Source organism: Bacillus sp. EKM202B, from assembly GCF_011066025.1.
Taxonomy (GTDB): Bacteria; Bacillota; Bacilli; order Bacillales; family Bacillaceae_G; genus Bacillus_A; species Bacillus_A toyonensis.
On record NZ_JAAMNK010000022.1, the window covers coordinates 50,839 to 68,780 of the forward strand.

Below are 17,942 nucleotides of genomic sequence, written 5' to 3' on the forward strand. Positions count from 1 at the left end.
TTATCCCGCTATTTGCGGGCAGTAAAACTCCCACCTCAAAATTCGGCTGGAGCAAAGAAGTTAGGTAGGGGATAAACAAAACCCCCACTGATTAAAGTTTCACTTTATAAAAGAACACAATTTAAAATCCTATGAAATTATAGCATAATATAGTATTATAAGAAATTTCAACTTGTGTATCAAAATGATAACATAAAATCGCATTGAAAAACTCGGAAATTATTAAAATTGAAAGAAAAATAAAAATATTCATATTCATCTTTCCCATAAAACAGCATCCTATTTCAAATTCCACTAAAAAAAATGATACGATAGAATGAGATTATATAGTAAGGGAGACGGTAAAAATGAAACAACCACTCGCACATCGAATGCGCCCTACAAATATTCAAGAAATTATTGGACAACAGCATTTAGTTGGTGAAGGAAAGATTTTATGGCGAATGGTCCAAGCAAATCATTTTCAATCTATGATTTTATACGGTCCTCCAGGTACAGGAAAAACATCAATAGCTAGCGCAATTGCGGGAAGTACTGGAACACCGTTTCGCCTATTAAATGCTGTTACTCACAATAAAAAAGATATAGAAGTTGTCGTACAAGAAGCGAAGATGCATCGACACCTCGTTTTAATTTTAGATGAAGTTCACAGGTTAGATAAGGCGAAACAAGACTTTCTATTACCTCATTTAGAAAGTGGACTCCTTACTTTAATCGGTGCAACGACGAGTAATCCATTCCATGCGATAAACTCTGCTATCCGAAGCAGATGTCAAATCTTCGAGTTACACGCACTAACAGAAGATGATATTTTAATTGGTTTAAAACGAGCTCTTGAAGATAAAGAAAAAGGGCTTGGGGAATATGATGTAACTGTTACGGATGGAGCATTACATCACTTTGCAAATGCATCAGGCGGAGATATGCGTTCAGCTTATAATGCACTTGAATTAGCTGTTTTATCTAGCTTTACAACTGACGACAAAGCTGCGGAAATCACGCTAGAAATCGCAGAAGAATGCTTACAAAAAAAGAGTTTCGTTCATGACAAAGGTGGAGATGCTCATTATGACGTATTATCGGCATTTCAAAAATCAGTGCGCGGAAGTGATGTAAATGCAGCACTTCATTATTTAGCACGCCTTATTGAAGCAGGTGATTTACAAAGTATCGGTAGACGCCTTCTTATTATGGCATATGAAGATATCGGACTTGCTAGCCCGCAAGCTGGACCGCGCACACTTGCAGCGATCGAGTCAGCTGAACGAGTTGGATTCCCAGAGGCACGCATACCACTTGCAAATGCCGTTATCGAGCTATGCTTATCACCAAAATCAAATTCAGCTTATAAAGCACTTGATGCTGCATTGCACGATTTACGTAACGGTCAAACAGGTGACATTCCAGGTCATTTAAAAAACAGTCACTATAAAGGCGCTGAATCGTTAGGTCGAGGCATTGGATACTTATATCCACATGACCATCCAAATGGCTGGGTACACCAACAATACTTACCTGATAAAATAAAAAACAAGCAATATTATAAACCGAAAACAACAGGGAAATTTGAGCAAGCACTTTCTACTGTTTATGAAAGATTACAAAGTTCGAATAAAACGAAAAATAAAGGGTAACATAAACGAAAACGTCACCATTACGGAGGCTTCGCTTATGAAAACACGTCAAGATGCATGGACAAGAGAAGACGATCTCCTTTTAGCAGAAACTGTTTTACGACATATTCGTAGCGGCAGTACACAAATCAAAGCATTCGATGAAGTTGGCGATGCTTTGAACCGCACTTCAGCAGCTTGCGGTTTTAGATGGAATGCTGAAGTACGAGCGAATTACGAAGATGCGGTACAGATTGCAAAAAAACAACGTAAAGAATTAAAACGTTCTGAAGCTAAAATAGAAAAAGAGCAGTTTACACAAACTCGGCAGCTCGTAATCGATGCCGAGTTTTCAGAAAATATCACGCCAAGTCAACAGGAACTTACAATGCAAAATGTCATCTCATTTTTGCAAAACATGGAACATAATAACCCTTCAACCGCAAAGTTGCAAACTGAAAATGAGGTATTACAAGATCAGCTTACTTCCTTGCAAAAAACGAATCATGAACTTGAAGCAAAATTAGCGGTACTCACAAAAAAACAACAAGCAATCGAAGAAGATTATGCAATGCTTGTTAGAATTATGGATCGTGCTCGAAAACTTGTTTCAGTTGAAGAACAAGAAGAACAGATTGCTCCCATTTTCAAAACCGATCAAAACGGGAATTTAGATATTATTTATTCTGCAGAGAATTAAAAACAAGGATGTCACTTTTTTGATTAAGTGACATCCTTGTTTGTTTTCGGTGAACCGTATATTGATATATCGGTAAATGAAATTATATCAACGATTTTTCGAATATATCTATCGTAACTTGCAATATATCAACGATTTTTCAAATATATCTATCACAACTTGCAATATATCAACGATTCGAAAAAAAATATCGATTTAACGACAAAAATTGACAATAACATTTCTCCCTGTCATACAAGGAAACTCCCAAAATACATTGGATAATTTTTACTGTAATGTCAAAATAACTCTTGGCCTTCTCGTCCTGACTTTAGCTCTCTTCACCATTAACAGTCTAAAAAAGACATCCGCCTATAAATCAGATAAATATCATCATTACTTACTAACCTTACTTACATTTGAATTATTAATATTGCAAATATCAATAATTCTTTAAAACATAGAAAAAGCATATATCCGAAATGGATATATGCTTTCCTTTTATTCTTGCCCTACACGCTTCACTTCTACGTTTTTAATACGCTCACGTACAACGTGACTTGCCATAATTAAGCCTGCCACAGATGGTACGAATGCATTTGAAGAAGGTGGTAATTTCGCCTTACGAATTTTTGCATTTTCGTCTGGTACGATTTCTTTACGTACTTCTTCACGAATTACGATTGGGTTTTCGTCAGAGAAGACAACTTTTACACCTTTTTTAATACCCTCTTTACGAAGCTTCGTACGAATTACTTTCGCAATCGGATCTGTATGTGTTTTAGAAATGTCCGCAATACGGAAACGAGTTGGGTCCATTTTATTTGCTGCACCCATACATGAGATAATTTTAATTTTACGACGTAAACATTGTTTAATTAAATGGATTTTGAACGTAATCGTATCAGATGCATCCACTACGAAATCTAAACCGTGTTTAAAGAACTCTTCATATGTTTCATCTGTATAAAACATTTCTAATCCAATTACTTCACATTCCGGATTAATGTCTGCAATACGCTCTTTCATTAATTCTACTTTTGAACGCCCTACAGTAGATACTAAAGCGTGAATTTGACGGTTTACGTTTGTAATATCTACAACGTCTTTATCAACTAATACGAGACGTCCTACACCAGAACGCGCTAACGCTTCAGCTGAAAATGATCCTACGCCGCCAATTCCTAAAATACCGATTGTACTATTTTTTAATATTTCAAGTCCTTCTTTACCGAAGGCTAATTCATTACGTGAAAATTGATGTAACATTCAGCTCTACACTCCTATTACAAAAATGGTCTACCATGTATTCTAGCGTTTTTCCGACTATTTGTATAGAAAAAGTTATAGAATTCCTAAAAATACATATTTCAAACAAAAACATAATATAAACCGGACTTTTATTTCTTCCTACATACACGTTTTAAAAGGAGGATTCAGAGGGCCGAGCAGATCGAGGCACGTATGCTAGGAAGAGCGCAGTGTAGCTTTACTACTCGAGCACCGGACTGGCGAAGCAACGACGAAATGCGACTGCCATCTGAACCGAACTTTTTTAAACTTCCTCTCAATATACGTTTAAAAAGGAGGATTTAGAGAACCGAGCAGATCGAGGCACGTATGCTAGGAAGAGCGCAGTGTAGCTTTACTACTCGAGCACCGGACTGGCGAAGCAACGACGAAATGCGACAGTTATCTAAACCGGACTTTTTAAAATTCCTCTCAAAAAAAGTCTAGACGGCTATAGTATAACCATCTAGACCCTATTCTTACTTCTCTTCTTTCAAGCTTAATTTTAAGTTCAGTTCTTCAAGCTGAGCTTCTGCAACTGGGCTTGGAGCTTCTGTTAATAAGCAGCTTGCGCTTGCTGTTTTCGGGAATGCAATTGTATCACGAAGGTTCGTACGACCTGCAAGTAACATAACAAGACGGTCTAAACCTAATGCAATTCCGCCGTGTGGTGGTGTACCGTATTCGAATGCTTCTAATAAGAATCCGAATTGTTCTTGCGCTTCTTCTTGTGAGAATCCAAGTGCTTTAAACATTTTTTCTTGTACGTCACGCTCGTAAATACGAAGTGATCCGCCACCAAGCTCATAACCGTTTAATACAAGGTCATATGCTTGTGCACGTGCTTTTTCTGGTGCTGTTTCTAATAGCTCAACGTCTTCACGGAATGGCATTGTGAATGGGTGGTGAGCTGCGAAGTAACGATCTGCATCTTCATCGTACTCAAGAAGTGGCCAATCAGTTACCCATAGGAAGTTAAATTTACTTTCATCTATTAACTCAAGCTCTTTACCTAAACGTAAACGAAGTGCACCTAAGCTATCTGCAACAACGCTTTTCTTATCTGCTACGAATAGTAATAAATCGCCAGCAGTAGCTTCTAATGTACTCATTAACGCTTTTGCATCTTCTTCGCCGAAGAATTTCGCAATCGGTCCTTTTAAGCCGTCTTCTTCCACTTTAAGCCAAGCTAGACCTTTTGCACCGTATACTTTTACGAATTCAGTTAATGCATCAATGTCTTTACGAGAGTATTTGCTTGCGGCACCTTTTGCATTAATTGCTTTTACTTGTCCGCCGCTTTCTACAGCACTTGTAAATACTTTAAATCCACAATCTACTGCAAATTCAGATAGGTCTGTTAGTTCCATTTCAAAGCGTGTATCTGGCTTATCAGAACCGTAGCGAGCCATTGCATCAGCATATTTCATACGAGGGAATGGTGCACTAACTTCTACACCTTTTGCATCCTTCATAACTTTCGTCATCATACGCTCCATCATATCTAAAATTTCATCTTGCGTTAAGAATGAAGCTTCGATATCGATTTGCGTGAATTCTGGTTGACGATCCGCACGTAAATCTTCGTCACGGAAACAACGTGCTACTTGATAGTAACGCTCAAATCCGCCGACCATAAGAAGTTGTTTAAATAATTGTGGTGACTGTGGTAATGCATAGAATTCACCGTCGTGTACACGGCTTGGTACTAAATAGTCACGAGCTCCTTCTGGTGTGCTCTTCGTTAAAATTGGAGTTTCAACTTCTAAGAAGTCTTCTGTATCTAGGAAGTTACGAATTGTTTTCGTTACGTCGTGACGCATTTTGAATGTGTTAAACATTACAGGACGACGTAAGTCTAAGTAACGATATTTTAAACGCACATCTTCTGATGCATCTGTATCATCAGCGATAATGATTGGTGTTGTTTTCGCTGCGTTTAATACGTTTACTCTCGTTGCTTGTACTTCAATACGACCAGTTGCCATATTGTCATTAATTGCGCCTTCACCACGTTCAACAACTGTACCTTCTACGTGCAATACGTATTCACTACGAATCGTTTCTGCTACTTCTAGTGCTTCTTTTGATGTTTCTGGGTTAAATACGACTTGCACGATACCTGTACGGTCACGTAAATCGATGAAGATTAATCCACCTAAGTCACGACGTTTTTGTACCCAACCTTTTAATTGAACTGTTTGTCCAACAGCTTCTACTGTTACTTTTCCACATGCATGTGTTCTTTCAGCCACTGTAAGTTCCCCCTATATTAATTTCTCTGCTACGTATGAAGCAAATACATCTAATGCTACTTCTTCTTGTCCGCCTGTTGCCATATCTTTTAAGTTAATGATGCCTTTATCTAGCTCATCTTCCCCTAATACAGCTACAAATTTCGCATTTAAACGATCTGCTGATTTAAATTGTGCTTTCATTTTGCGATCTAAATAATCTTTTTCGACTGATAATCCAGCTTTACGAAGATCAAACGCAACTTTCGCAGCATGGTCTTTCGCTTTTTCACCAAGAGCTACAACGTAACAATCAATACTATGTTCAATTGGTAACTCAATGTTCTCAGCTTTTAGCGCCATAATTAGACGTTCAATACTCATCGCAAAACCGATACCTGGCATTTCTGGTCCACCGATTTCTTGTACAAGTCCATTATAACGGCCACCACCGCTTAATGTAGTGATAGCACCGAAACCTTCTGCCTCACTCATAATTTCAAAAACAGTGTGTTGATAGTAGTCTAAACCACGCACTAAGTTTGGATCTTTTTCAAATGGAACATCCATCATCGTTAATAGTTCTTGAACTTTATCGTAGTATACTGCTGAATCTTCGTTTAAGTATTCTGTAATAGATGGTGCTGTACCCATTAATTCATGGTTACGGTCCTTCTTACAGTCTAAAATACGAAGTGGATTCTTTTCTAAGCGAGATTGGCAATCAGAGCAGAACTCGCCGATGCGTGGCTCAAAATGAGCGATTAATGCATCGCGGTGCGCTTGACGGCTCGCTGCATCACCTAAGCTGTTTAATACAACTTTAATATTTTTTAAGCCCATGCCGCGGTAAAACTCTACAGCAAGTGCAATTACTTCTGCATCAATTGCAGGGTCGTTACTACCGATTGCTTCAATACCGAATTGTACGAATTGACGATAGCGACCTGCTTGTGGTCTTTCGTAACGGAACATTTGACCGATATAGTATAACTTTGTTGGTTGCGTTGCGTCACCGAACATTTTGTTTTCAACGTAAGAACGTACAACAGGTGCAGTACCTTCTGGACGTAATGTTAAACTGCGCTCACCACGATCTTGGAATGAATACATTTCTTTTTGTACGATATCTGTCGTATCACCAACACCACGTAAAAATAACTCAGTGTGTTCAAAAATTGGTGTGCGAATTTCTTTATAATTGTAACGACGGCAAATTTCGCGTGCTTGCCCTTCGATATACTGCCATAACTCAACAGTGCCTGGAAGAATATCTTGCGTTCCGCGTGGGATTTGAATAGACATATTCAGTTCCTCCTCAAATTGTTTTAATCTTAATAAAAATAAAAAAACTCCCGCCTCTACTGTTTGAACAGTAGGGACGAGAGTATTATACCCGTGGTGCCACCCTAATTGAAGCACGTATGCTTCCACTTTTTTAATAACGCTTAAATGTGCGTTCATCCCTACTAAGCATATATGCCGTTCAAGTTGAAACCTCTAGAGTGTCATTCAATCAGTCATCATGTAGAAATGTTTTCAGCCTAAGACATCTCCTCTCTTTCCATGTGTATCTCATTTACTCTTCTCTATCAACGGTTATATTCATATGTAAATATAAAATTACTATACGTTTGTTGAGTACGATTGTCAAGTGTTCTAAGAGCGTTCAATCTGCTTCTTAAGACGCTTTACATCTTGAAGAGAAATTCCAAACTCAGAAGCAAGCTCCATCGAAGTATTGTTTTGTTCTTTTGAAATAAAATCATGAAAATTCACGTTAAACAGTTGATTTGCACCGTTTGTAACAGAATGCCCTTTTTCATTCATACGCATACGTATATCCCTCACATTCAATATGGATGTTTTACTTTTTATTGTTCCATATTGATGAGGTAGTTATACGTATAAACGAATAACGTTATTCCATACCACTTTTATATAAATAATCCGCTCTTTGAATCATAAAGGTTGTTACAACCATTGCTGCTATTACAAATACTGCCCAAGTACTGTAACTTAGCACTGCGAAAGTAACTCCTAATGCATGTAAAAAAATAGCTAAGCTAAATCGCAATGAAAATTTCAAATCTTTAAAGATTGACCAATTCATATACTATCTCCCCTTTTCACACATACATCCGAATGTTTTTACCATTTTTTACATTATACTATATAATGGATAACCCAAGCTATTGATTCCAAATCAACATCAGCATTCGATTTATAACAATAATAGTTACCAATCCACTCGCCAGCATAGGATGCTTCAAATGATACAACGCTGCAACATCCGCTTCAAACATGATAATCTCTAACAATACATGCAATATACCTTGTACTTCTCATTCTGCATGCGGAGCTCCAAATAGCTCCCAAATGACTGCAACAACAATCGAAAAAATAATAGCAAGTGTAATTTTTATAGCCGTTATTGTTCCTACCCGAAATCCCCAGTATCCAACAATCCCAAGAACACATAACTCTAGCATAAAACGTAAAGTTATATTGAATTCTTGAAGCATGCTACACCTTCTTTTCCTTTTATTCCCCTTCGAATTAATCCTATGATAAAGTGAAACTTTAATCAGTGGGGGTTTTGTTCATCCCCCACTGATTATCAGCCCTCACCAATCGGGCTTTTACGGGCAGCCCGCCCCCCTAACTTCTTTGCTTCCGCTGAATTTTGAGGTGGGGTTCTTACTGCCCACAAATAGCGGGATAAATGAACAAAACATACAACAAAGTATAAAAAAGAGAGGATTATATAATCCTCTCTTCTTAGGCCATACTATTTACTTTCTACAATTAAGGTCACCGGACCATCATTGATTAAAGAAACGTCCATCATTGCACCGAACTTCCCTGTTTCTACATGCAATCCTTGTTTACGAACTTCTTCATTAAAGAAATCGTATAAATGCTCTGCATAGTCAGGTTTCGCAGCATCCATAAAGTTTGGACGTCTTCCCTTGCGGCAATCGCCATATAATGTGAATTGCGAAATTGATAGAACTTGTCCTTCTACATCGAGTACAGAATGGTTCATCTTTCCGCTCTCATCTTCAAAGATGCGTAAGTTCGCGATTTTTTCCGCAATGTACGTTGCATCTTTTTCAGTATCTTCATGCGTAATGCCAACTAGTAATGTTAAACCGAATGGAATTTGTCCTACAATCTCACCATCTACTGTGACAGACGCCTCTTTTGATCGTTGTAAAACAACTCTCATCTTTTCTACACTCCCTATTAATGCATCATGCGTCGTACTGCATAAATTTCAGGAACACGTTTAATGCGTTCTACTACTTTTTTCAAGTGTTGTAAGTTACGAATCGAGATCGACATATTAATCGTTGCCATCTTATTACGATCACTTCTACCAGAAACAGCTGAAATGTATGTTTTCGTCTCTGTAACAGCTTGCAATACTTCATTTAATAAACCACGGCGATCATAGCCTGAAATTTCGATATCAACGTTGTATTCAATTTCTTTTTCAGGGCTACCTTCCCACTCTACTTCTAATAAGCGCTCTACAGCTTCTTCTGTATGAATATTTACACAATCACGACGGTGAATCGATACGCCCCGACCTTTCGTAATATACCCAACGATATCATCACCTGGAACTGGGTTACAGCATTTTGACAAACGAATTAATAAATTGTCAGCACCACTTACCTTTACACCAGAATCCCATTTTCGAATTTTCATCGGTTTACGAACTTCTTTAACTTCAACAATTTCTTCTTCTTCACGCTGCTTACGGAACTTGTCCGTTAGTCGCGTAACAATTTGCGACGCTGTAATTCCGCTATATCCAACTGCTGCAAACATATCTTCTTCATTTGCAAAATTAAACTTCTCGGCAACACGTTTTAAATTGTCAGGAGCTAACACTTCTTTCATCTCATACTCTAGACCACGTACTTCTTTTTCAACAAGTTCACGGCCTTTTTCAATATTTTCGTCTCTACGCTGTTTCTTAAAGAATTGACGTATTTTATTTTTCGCATGAGATGTTTGAGCAAGTTTCACCCAATCTTGGCTTGGGCCATACGAATGTTTCGATGTTAAAATTTCAATGATGTCACCCGTTTTTAATTTATAATCAAGGGTCACCATTTTCCCATTTACTTTTGCACCAATTGTTTTATTCCCGATTTCTGAATGGACACGATAAGAAAAGTCAATTGGAACAGATCCAAGTGGTAATTCCATTACATCGCCTTTCGGTGTGAAGACGAATACCATGTCAGAGAATAAATCAATTTTTAATGACTCCATAAACTCTTCTGCATTAGAAGCTTCATTTTGCCATTCTAATATTTGACGGAACCAAGTTAGTTTCTTCTCTAATGTACCTGTTGTTTCTGCGGTCTTTCCTTCTTTATACGCCCAATGTGCCGCGATACCGAATTCTGCAATTTCGTGCATTTCTTTCGTACGAATTTGCACTTCTAGCGGATCACCTTTCGGTCCAATTACCGTCGTATGAAGAGATTGATACAGATTTGCTTTCGGCATTGCAATATAATCTTTGAAACGACCTGGCATTGGCTTCCAGCAAGTATGAATAATTCCAAGCACCGCGTAACAATCTTTAATACTATTTACAACGACACGTACAGCTAGTAAATCGTAAATTTCATTAAACTGTTTATTTTGCAATGCCATTTTACGATAAATACTGTAAATATGTTTTGGTCTTCCAGAAATCTCAGGTTGAATGGAAACTTCTTTTAATTTCTCACGAATACCAGTCATTACTTCATCTAAATATTCTTCACGCTCTGCACGTTTACGCTTCATTAAATTTACAATACGATAATATTGTTGCGGATTTAAATAGCGAAGTGACGTATCCTCTAACTCCCATTTAATAGTACTAATTCCGAGTCTATGTGCTAAAGGTGCAAAGATTTCTAACGTTTCATTCGCAATGCGACGCTGCTTCTCTTGAGGCAAATGTTTCAATGTACGCATGTTATGAAGACGATCAGCTAGTTTAATTAAAATAACTCGAATATCTTGAGCCATTGCGATAAACATTTTGCGATGGTTTTCTGCTTGTTGCTGCTCATGAGATTTATATTTAATCTTTCCGAGCTTTGTAACACCATCGACAAGCATAGCGATTTCTTTATTAAATTCTCGCTCAATATCTTCTAATGTAATCTCTGTATCTTCCACTACATCATGTAAGAAACCTGCCGATACTGTAGCTGGATCCATGTGTAAATCAACTAAAATACCTGCAACTTGAATTGGGTGAATAATATATGGTTCACCCGATTTTCTATATTGTTCGCTATGTGCATCGCGTGCATATTCATAAGCACGTGCCACTAGCTCAATATCTTCAACCGCTAAATATTGACTTGCTTTCTCGAGTACCTGTTCAGCTGTTAGTACTTGCTCATTTGCCATCGAATCACCTTTTATTGAAAATTGACTTTGTATTTATTAAATAGAATAAATTATATTCTATCATTATAACCCAATGATTGTGAATTGTGAAAAGGAAAAGATTTTACTGACATTTCACCTTATTTTTTTGTTCAATTATACAAAAGTACCCGCTCCTCTCCAAGAGATTCACGGGTACTTTTTATCACCGTAGTTTTACCTATATAGTGATTAGTATTTTTCTAATACTAATACATCGTAACCATCTAACATTTTACGACCATCTAAGTAAGTAAGCTCTACTAAGAATGCAATCCCTGCTACAACTCCGCCAAGTTCTTCAACTAGCTTAATTGTTGCTTCAATTGTTCCACCTGTAGCTAATAGATCATCAGTAATTAATACGCGTTGACCTGGTTTAATTGCATCTTTATGGATTGTTAAAACATCTGTACCATATTCTTTGCCGTAGTCAACTGTAATTACTTCACGTGGTAATTTTCCTAATTTACGAACTGGCGCAAATCCTACTTCTAATGCATAAGAAACTGGGCAACCGATAATAAAACCACGAGCTTCTGGTCCTACTACAACATCGATATCTCTTTCTTTTGCATACTCAACGATTGCATCTGTTGCTGCTTTGTATGCTTTACCGTCGTTCATTAAAGGTGTAATGTCTTTAAACACAATACCTTCTTTCGGATAATCCGGTACAATTGCGATATGTTGCTTGAAATCCATATTTCTGAATCCTCCTCAGATATAAAAGGTTTGTAAATACAAATCCTTTACCCTAACTGTTCTACTTATTTATGATTACGAATCGTTTCAAACCATGTATATAGTTGCTGATATGTGCTATAAACCAATTCTTTTTCTAATTGTAAGTGGTTCATTTTCTCACGATATGTGTTCGATTCAATTAAATCACGCTTTTGTTTTTGTTCGGCCATAAAAATGACACCGTCTTTTATTGTAACAAATTCTAACTCAAAAAACACCTGTGTCATGAAATTTACTGTATCTTTTGACCAACCTTTATGGCGACATAGTTGTTCCCCATATTGTCTTAAAGAAAATGGTGATTTTTGGTTTAAGAAAGAATAGTACCATTTAAAATGTTCCCTCGTTGGGACTGTACTAAATAGATGATTGTTCTCTTGATAAAATAACGTATAGATTCTAGATGGGAATCCTACTTTAAATAAATCACGCAATTCATCTGTTCCTTTTGGCAAATCGAGTAACACGATGTATTGATCATCTAAATGAGTTACCTCTGATGCATGCACAAGATGTTCTTTATAGTCTTCTAAAGAAAACTTATTCAATACCTCTTCAGAAAAATACACCATTGTTATTTTTTCTTTCGGAAGTTCTGCTAAATTTGCTTCCACATTACGCATACTACGCCAATCAAATAATTGCCATGCCTCTACAGCAATATCTTGTACCATTAATTGTGGCTTCTTAAAATTATTCCATTCATTAATGGATGCCTCTCCTATTACAGATACCTTAGCAACTGGAGAAATTTCTTTTGCATACGCACCAAATCCGAATCCAATTGTATCCAGTGTTGCCTGTCCGTCACGAAGTGCCATTTTCAAATGTGAACCATCTGATCCGATTGCACGAATACTTTCTAATTCAGCATTTTTCACTGCAAGACGTGGTTTCGGATTTCCAACACCAAATGGCGCTAACTTTTGCATATCCTCAATCGCTGCAAGCGTTACATCTTCCACTTTACAAAATGTATCAACTGCTGTGATTGGAATAAAATCCGCTTCTGTTAAAATTGCATCCGCTTGCGCATTTAAGCGGCGACGTAACTCATCTACATCATTCATATGTAGCGTCATTCCTGCGGCCATCGGATGCCCTCCGAAGTGCGGTAATAACTCTCTACAATCCGACAAGTTTGCAAACAAATCAAATCCCGCGATACTACGTGCTGAACCCTTTGCTGTTTCTTTGACAGGATCAATGCTTAATACAATTGTTGGACGATAAAAACGTTCAACTAATTTAGAAGCGACAATTCCAATTACACCTGGATTCCAGCCTTCTTTTGCAAGCACTAACACTTTATTTTCTTCTGGCGGGAATTTATTTTCCACTTCAGCGATAGCCTCTTCTGTAATTTGCTTTACAATATCTTTTCGAAGTTTGTTCAGCTCATCAATTTCTTCAGCCAGTTCTTTCGCTTCCTCTGGGTCATCTGATAATAATAGGTGTACAGCCGGCGTAGCATCTTCTAAACGCCCAACTGCATTAATACGCGGTGCGATTGAGAATCCAATGCTTTCTTCTGTAATTTCACTTTGCGAAACGTTAGCAACTTTAAACAATGCCTTTAAACCAATATTTTTCGTCATTCGCATATGTTTTAAACCGCGCTTCACTAGCAATCTATTTTCGCCATGAAGTGATACTAAATCGGCTACCGTACCGATTACTGCAATTTCTAATAAATGTTCTGGTACACGACCTAATAGTGCATGTGCAACTTTAAACGCAACACCTACACCGGCTAAATAATGAAACGGATACACACCGCCATCTAGTTTTGGATGAATAATCGCGAGTGCTTCTGGTAATTCTGGCGGTGGCTCATGGTGATCCGTAATAATAAGATCTATTCCAAGTTCCTTCGCTACCTTCGCTTCATGTACCGCTGCGATACCAGTATCGACAGTAATAATAAGTGAGAACCCTGCACTATGCGCCCAACGAAACGCTTCTTCGTTCGGTCCATAACCTTCTGTAAAACGGTTTGGAATATAAAATTCTACCTCTGCACCTAATTCTTGCAGAGCAAGATATAAAACCGTTGTACTACTTACTCCGTCCGCATCATAATCACCAAATATTAATATTTGCTCTCCATTTTGAATCGCCTTATTTACACGTTCTACCGTTCTATCCATTCCTTCTAATAAAAACGGATCGTGAAATTCTTGATTTTCTGTATTTAAAAAATCTAAAATCTTATCTTCTGTATCTAATCCTCTACCGAGGAATAACGAAATGACAAGTGGTGATAGTTGTAACTTTTTTGCTAATTCACTCACTCGCTCTTCATTATATTCTTTTTCTTTCCAACGCGTCTTCGGTTGTAACACGAAATCACCCCTTAACCTGTTTATTATACAAGACAGATTAAGGGGTGACAATATAATGCAAACTACGATGCAATATCTATATACTAAAATGTTAATGATATTTAATTTGGAGAATACGGATTTATATGTACAAACACATTTTGTACATTATCTTGTTTCATAAGCATTTCTTTCACATGTTTTCCAATGCGGTGTCCTTCTTCTACAGTAATGTATGGATCTACAGAAACTTTAATATCGACAATAACATAGTGACCATGTTCTCTCGCATATAAAGAACCGATTTTTTTCACACCATTTACTTGCAGGACAGCTTCTCTAAGCGGAATAACATCTTCCTCATGAAGTACATGATCAAGCGTTGCATGAATCGCTTCCGCCCCAATACTCCACGCCATCTTTGCAACAAGGAGTGAAACAAATAACCCCGCAACCGGATCCGCATATACAAGCCAATCTAAACCTAGCTTACCACCGATAATAGCTGCACAAATACCGATTAAAGCTGCAATTGAAGAAAATACATCCGAACGGTGCTCATATGCATTTGCAATAATTGCATCACTATTTACCCTCTTCCCTAATCGGAATTTATATTGAAACATTCCTTCTTTCACGACAATCGAAAGAATAACAGCAAAAATCGTAATTCCTTTCGGTGGTTCTAGTTCTTGCGAAAAAGCTTTTATAGACGAAATCGCTATCTCGATGCCCACAATAAATAATAATACTGCAACAATAATCGCTGAAATCGATTCCGCTTTACCATGACCGTACGGGTGATCTTCATCTGGTGGTTGCTTTGCTGCTCGCAATCCAAAAAGTACAGCTAGCGAACCAATTACATCTGATGCAGAATGCACAGCATCCGCTAATAGTGCTTTACTGTTCCCGATATAACCAATTACCGCCTTTACAATCGCTAATATAATATTACCAACGATTCCGACAATAGCACCAAACTCGGCCTGTTTAAAACGTTCATCTTTTTCCATAATTAAAATCCCTTCTTTTCTTAACCTATCTTGTTATCCCGATTTATTGTATCAAAAACAACGATAACATCACCACTTTCTTCCATCTTTCTTCTGTAAAAAGTTGCTATCTTATTGTATCCACAAACGAAAAAAGAGATGCCTCCTAATGAGGCATCACCTTTTTATACTTGTGGTTCAGATACTTCTTTCTCAACCTTCTTCTTGTTTTTGCCCTTTTTCAAACGACGGTTTTCAAGCATTAACCAAATTTGAGAAGCAACGAAAATAGAAGAGTACGTACCTACAACTAATCCAATTAATAACGCAAGTGAGAAGTTACGCAGTGATTCACTACCGAAAATAAGTAGTGCAATTACTGGGAACAACACTGTTAAAACAGTATTAATTGAACGACCAATTGTTTGACGAATACTTGAGTTTACGATTTCTTCTAAATCTTTTAAATCACGAACTCGTTTTTTCTGTTTGTATAATTCACGGTTTCTATCAAACGTAACGATTGAGTCATTGATAGAGTAACCAATAATGGTTAATACCGCAGCGATAAACGTTAAGTCTACCTCTATTCGGAAAAGACTAAATACAACAATCATAACGAAGGCATCATGTAATAATGCGATTACTGCAGATACTGCGTACGTAAGACGGAAACGAATACTTACGTATAAAACGATTACTGCAGAAGCAATCAATACTGCGATAAATGCATTTCGTGCAATCTCTTTACCGATTGTCGGTGAAACTGTACTTACATTCGGATCTGTACCGTATTTATCGTGGAAGAATGTTTTCGTTTTCGCAATTTCATCTTTTGATAGAACACCTAATGTACGAACTGCGAAACCTTTATTGTCATCTCCAGTCGGTACAATATTTTCTTCCTTCACATCGATTTTCAATTCTTTAAAATCTTTATGAACATCAGCAACAGTAACTGCTTGTTTTGATTGCAAGTCGATACGTGTACCACTTGCAAAGTCAATACCAAGATTCATTTTGAAAATCGGTAATATAATTGCCCCAGCAATTACGACTACAATTGAGAATAAGAAGAATTTATGACCGATATTTACGAAGTTAATACGATCAAATCTCGTTGGCGGATGTACTACACCTTTTGTTAATGGAATAATATCCTTTTCCTTAACACCAAAATAAGATGGTTTTTTATCGAAGTAACGGCTCTTTACAAGTAAACTTAGTAAGAAACGAGTACCGAATACGTTCGTAATGAAACCGACTAAAATACTAACAATTAAACTTGTTGCGAAACCTTTTACAGAACTATTACCGTAAGCAAATAATACACCGGCTGCTGCAATTGTTGTAATGTTCGCATCTAAAATTGTCGCTAATGAACGATGGTTACCAGCACGAAATGCTGACATCATTGACTTACCAATTTTCAGCTCTTCCTTTAACCTCTCGTACGTAATGATATTCGCATCAACTGCGATACCTACCCCGAGCACTAATGCCGCAATACCTGGCAACGTAAGAACCGCATGCATCCAGTTAAAGACAAGTAATGTAACGAAAATGTATAAACCTAACATAATAACCGCTACAAGCCCTGGTAAACGGTAGAATACAAGCATAAATAAGAAGATAATAGCAATACCGATTGCACTAGCGAAAATCGTTTGCTCTAATGCTTGTTGACCAAATTTCGCTCCAACAGATGTTGAATACATTTCTTTTAAATCAACAGGAAGTGCACCTGCATTTAATAAAGATGAAAGTTCTTTCGCACTTTCAACTGTAAAGTTTCCACCTACGATAGATACTTCAGCTTGGTTAAACACTTGGCTTACTGTTGCTGCTGATAAAAACTTCGGATTCGGTTTTGCAGATTCTGCTTTATACGAATCTTTTCCTTCTTCAAAATCAAGCCATATTACCATTAAATTCGTTGGTGGTGGCATCTTTGAAATTTTTTCAGTTACTGCACGGAATTTTTCAGCGCTTTTTAATGTAAGACCTACGCTCGCACGGCCTTGCTCATCAAATGTTTGCTTCGCTCCGCCGCCTTTTAAATCCGTACCATCCATAAGAAGATTGTCATCCACATCACGGAATGTTAATTTCGCTTGTGTTGATAACATTTCACGTGCTTTTTGCTGATCTTGTACACCAGCAAGCTGTACACGAATTCGATTTTCTCCTTCAATTTGGATGTTCGGCTCACTTACACCGAGAACATTGACACGATTTTCAAGAGCACCTACTGTACTTACAAGTGCCTCTCGGTCAATTTTATCGCCTTTTTTGGCTGGTTTTACTTCATACAGAACTTCAAAACCACCGCGAAGGTCTAGTCCTAGACTAATTCCTTTTGCTATGTCTTTTCCTGCCGCACCAATTACGCCACCGATTAATAAAACGATGAGGAAAAAGGCGGCAATTCTCGTACCACGCTTTGCCATATGTACCCTCTTTCTGCTACTAACACTTTCAATAAATCTCTTACGATTCACTGCTATACGTGTGCATACACCTAGTTAGTAGACTTCCTTTCTATAAAATACATTTGTTTTTTGCTAGTTCATCACTAGCTGTGTCGGTAAACCTTACGCAATACCTAC

Annotated in this window: 13 protein-coding genes, 1 pseudogene and 1 other annotated feature; of the genes and pseudogenes, 2 read left to right on the forward strand and 12 right to left on the reverse strand. The window is 37.5% G+C overall.

Going from position 1 to position 17,942, the window contains the following annotated elements; translation table 11 throughout:
* Positions 1 to 347 precede the first annotated feature (347 nt).
* Both G9F74_RS21905 and G9F74_RS21910 read left to right on the forward strand, forming a co-directional pair.
* Positions 348 to 1,634, forward strand: coding sequence for a replication-associated recombination protein A (locus G9F74_RS21905; protein WP_016109126.1), 1,287 nt, complete (start codon positions 348 to 350; stop codon positions 1,632 to 1,634).
* Between the two features lie 37 nt (positions 1,635 to 1,671).
* On the forward strand, positions 1,672 to 2,313 hold the full coding sequence (locus G9F74_RS21910; RefSeq protein WP_000857727.1) for an RsfA family transcriptional regulator: 642 nt from the start codon (positions 1,672 to 1,674) through the stop codon (positions 2,311 to 2,313).
* Positions 2,314 to 2,793: 480 nt separating this feature from the next.
* Here G9F74_RS21910 and G9F74_RS21915 read toward each other — a convergent pair whose 3' ends face one another.
* From G9F74_RS21915 to secDF, 12 genes and pseudogenes are all read right to left on the reverse strand, one after another.
* The gene (locus tag G9F74_RS21915; protein ID WP_000903173.1) at positions 2,794 to 3,561 is read right to left on the reverse strand and encodes a tRNA threonylcarbamoyladenosine dehydratase; all 768 of its coding nucleotides are present in this window, start codon (positions 3,559 to 3,561) and stop codon (positions 2,794 to 2,796) included.
* Between the two features lie 500 nt (positions 3,562 to 4,061).
* Positions 4,062 to 5,837: an aspartate--tRNA ligase gene (gene aspS, locus G9F74_RS21920; protein WP_000840919.1), complete on the reverse strand. Its 1,776-nt coding sequence runs from the start codon at positions 5,835 to 5,837 to the stop codon at positions 4,062 to 4,064.
* Positions 5,838 to 5,849: 12 nt separating this feature from the next.
* Positions 5,850 to 7,121: a histidine--tRNA ligase gene (hisS, locus tag G9F74_RS21925; RefSeq protein WP_033657340.1), complete on the reverse strand. Its 1,272-nt coding sequence runs from the start codon at positions 7,119 to 7,121 to the stop codon at positions 5,850 to 5,852.
* A 69-nt stretch (positions 7,122 to 7,190) separates the two neighbouring features.
* Positions 7,191 to 7,421: a binding site (T-box leader), on the reverse strand.
* 54 nt (positions 7,422 to 7,475) lie between these two features.
* Positions 7,476 to 7,652, reverse strand: coding sequence for a hypothetical protein (locus G9F74_RS21930; protein ID WP_001242605.1), 177 nt, complete (start codon positions 7,650 to 7,652; stop codon positions 7,476 to 7,478).
* Between the two features lie 85 nt (positions 7,653 to 7,737).
* Positions 7,738 to 7,929 (reverse strand): hypothetical protein, encoded by a 192-nt coding sequence (locus G9F74_RS21935; protein WP_001104578.1) that lies wholly within the window; start codon positions 7,927 to 7,929, stop codon positions 7,738 to 7,740.
* Positions 7,930 to 8,008: 79 nt separating this feature from the next.
* A pseudogene (locus G9F74_RS21940) lies at positions 8,009 to 8,341 on the reverse strand (YrdB family protein).
* A 266-nt stretch (positions 8,342 to 8,607) separates the two neighbouring features.
* Positions 8,608 to 9,048 carry a D-tyrosyl-tRNA(Tyr) deacylase gene (locus G9F74_RS21945; RefSeq protein ID WP_001266954.1) on the reverse strand — a complete coding sequence of 147 codons (441 nt, stop codon included), beginning with the start codon at positions 9,046 to 9,048 and terminating at the stop codon, positions 8,608 to 8,610.
* Between the two features lie 17 nt (positions 9,049 to 9,065).
* Positions 9,066 to 11,249, reverse strand: coding sequence for a GTP diphosphokinase (relA, locus tag G9F74_RS21950; RefSeq protein WP_001262805.1), 2,184 nt, complete (start codon positions 11,247 to 11,249; stop codon positions 9,066 to 9,068).
* A 210-nt stretch (positions 11,250 to 11,459) separates the two neighbouring features.
* Complete coding sequence (locus G9F74_RS21955) at positions 11,460 to 11,972, reverse strand: adenine phosphoribosyltransferase (protein WP_000346217.1); 513 nt, start codon at positions 11,970 to 11,972, stop codon at positions 11,460 to 11,462.
* Positions 11,973 to 12,037: 65 nt separating this feature from the next.
* Positions 12,038 to 14,359, reverse strand: a complete 2,322-nt coding sequence (gene recJ / locus G9F74_RS21960; protein ID WP_000941246.1) for a single-stranded-DNA-specific exonuclease RecJ — start codon at positions 14,357 to 14,359, stop codon at positions 12,038 to 12,040.
* A 101-nt stretch (positions 14,360 to 14,460) separates the two neighbouring features.
* Positions 14,461 to 15,354, reverse strand: a complete 894-nt coding sequence (locus G9F74_RS21965) for a cation diffusion facilitator family transporter (protein ID WP_000409731.1) — start codon at positions 15,352 to 15,354, stop codon at positions 14,461 to 14,463.
* A 164-nt stretch (positions 15,355 to 15,518) separates the two neighbouring features.
* Positions 15,519 to 17,783: a protein translocase subunit SecDF gene (gene secDF / locus G9F74_RS21970; RefSeq protein WP_001119095.1), complete on the reverse strand. Its 2,265-nt coding sequence runs from the start codon at positions 17,781 to 17,783 to the stop codon at positions 15,519 to 15,521.
* Between the last annotated feature and the right edge of the window lie 159 nt (positions 17,784 to 17,942).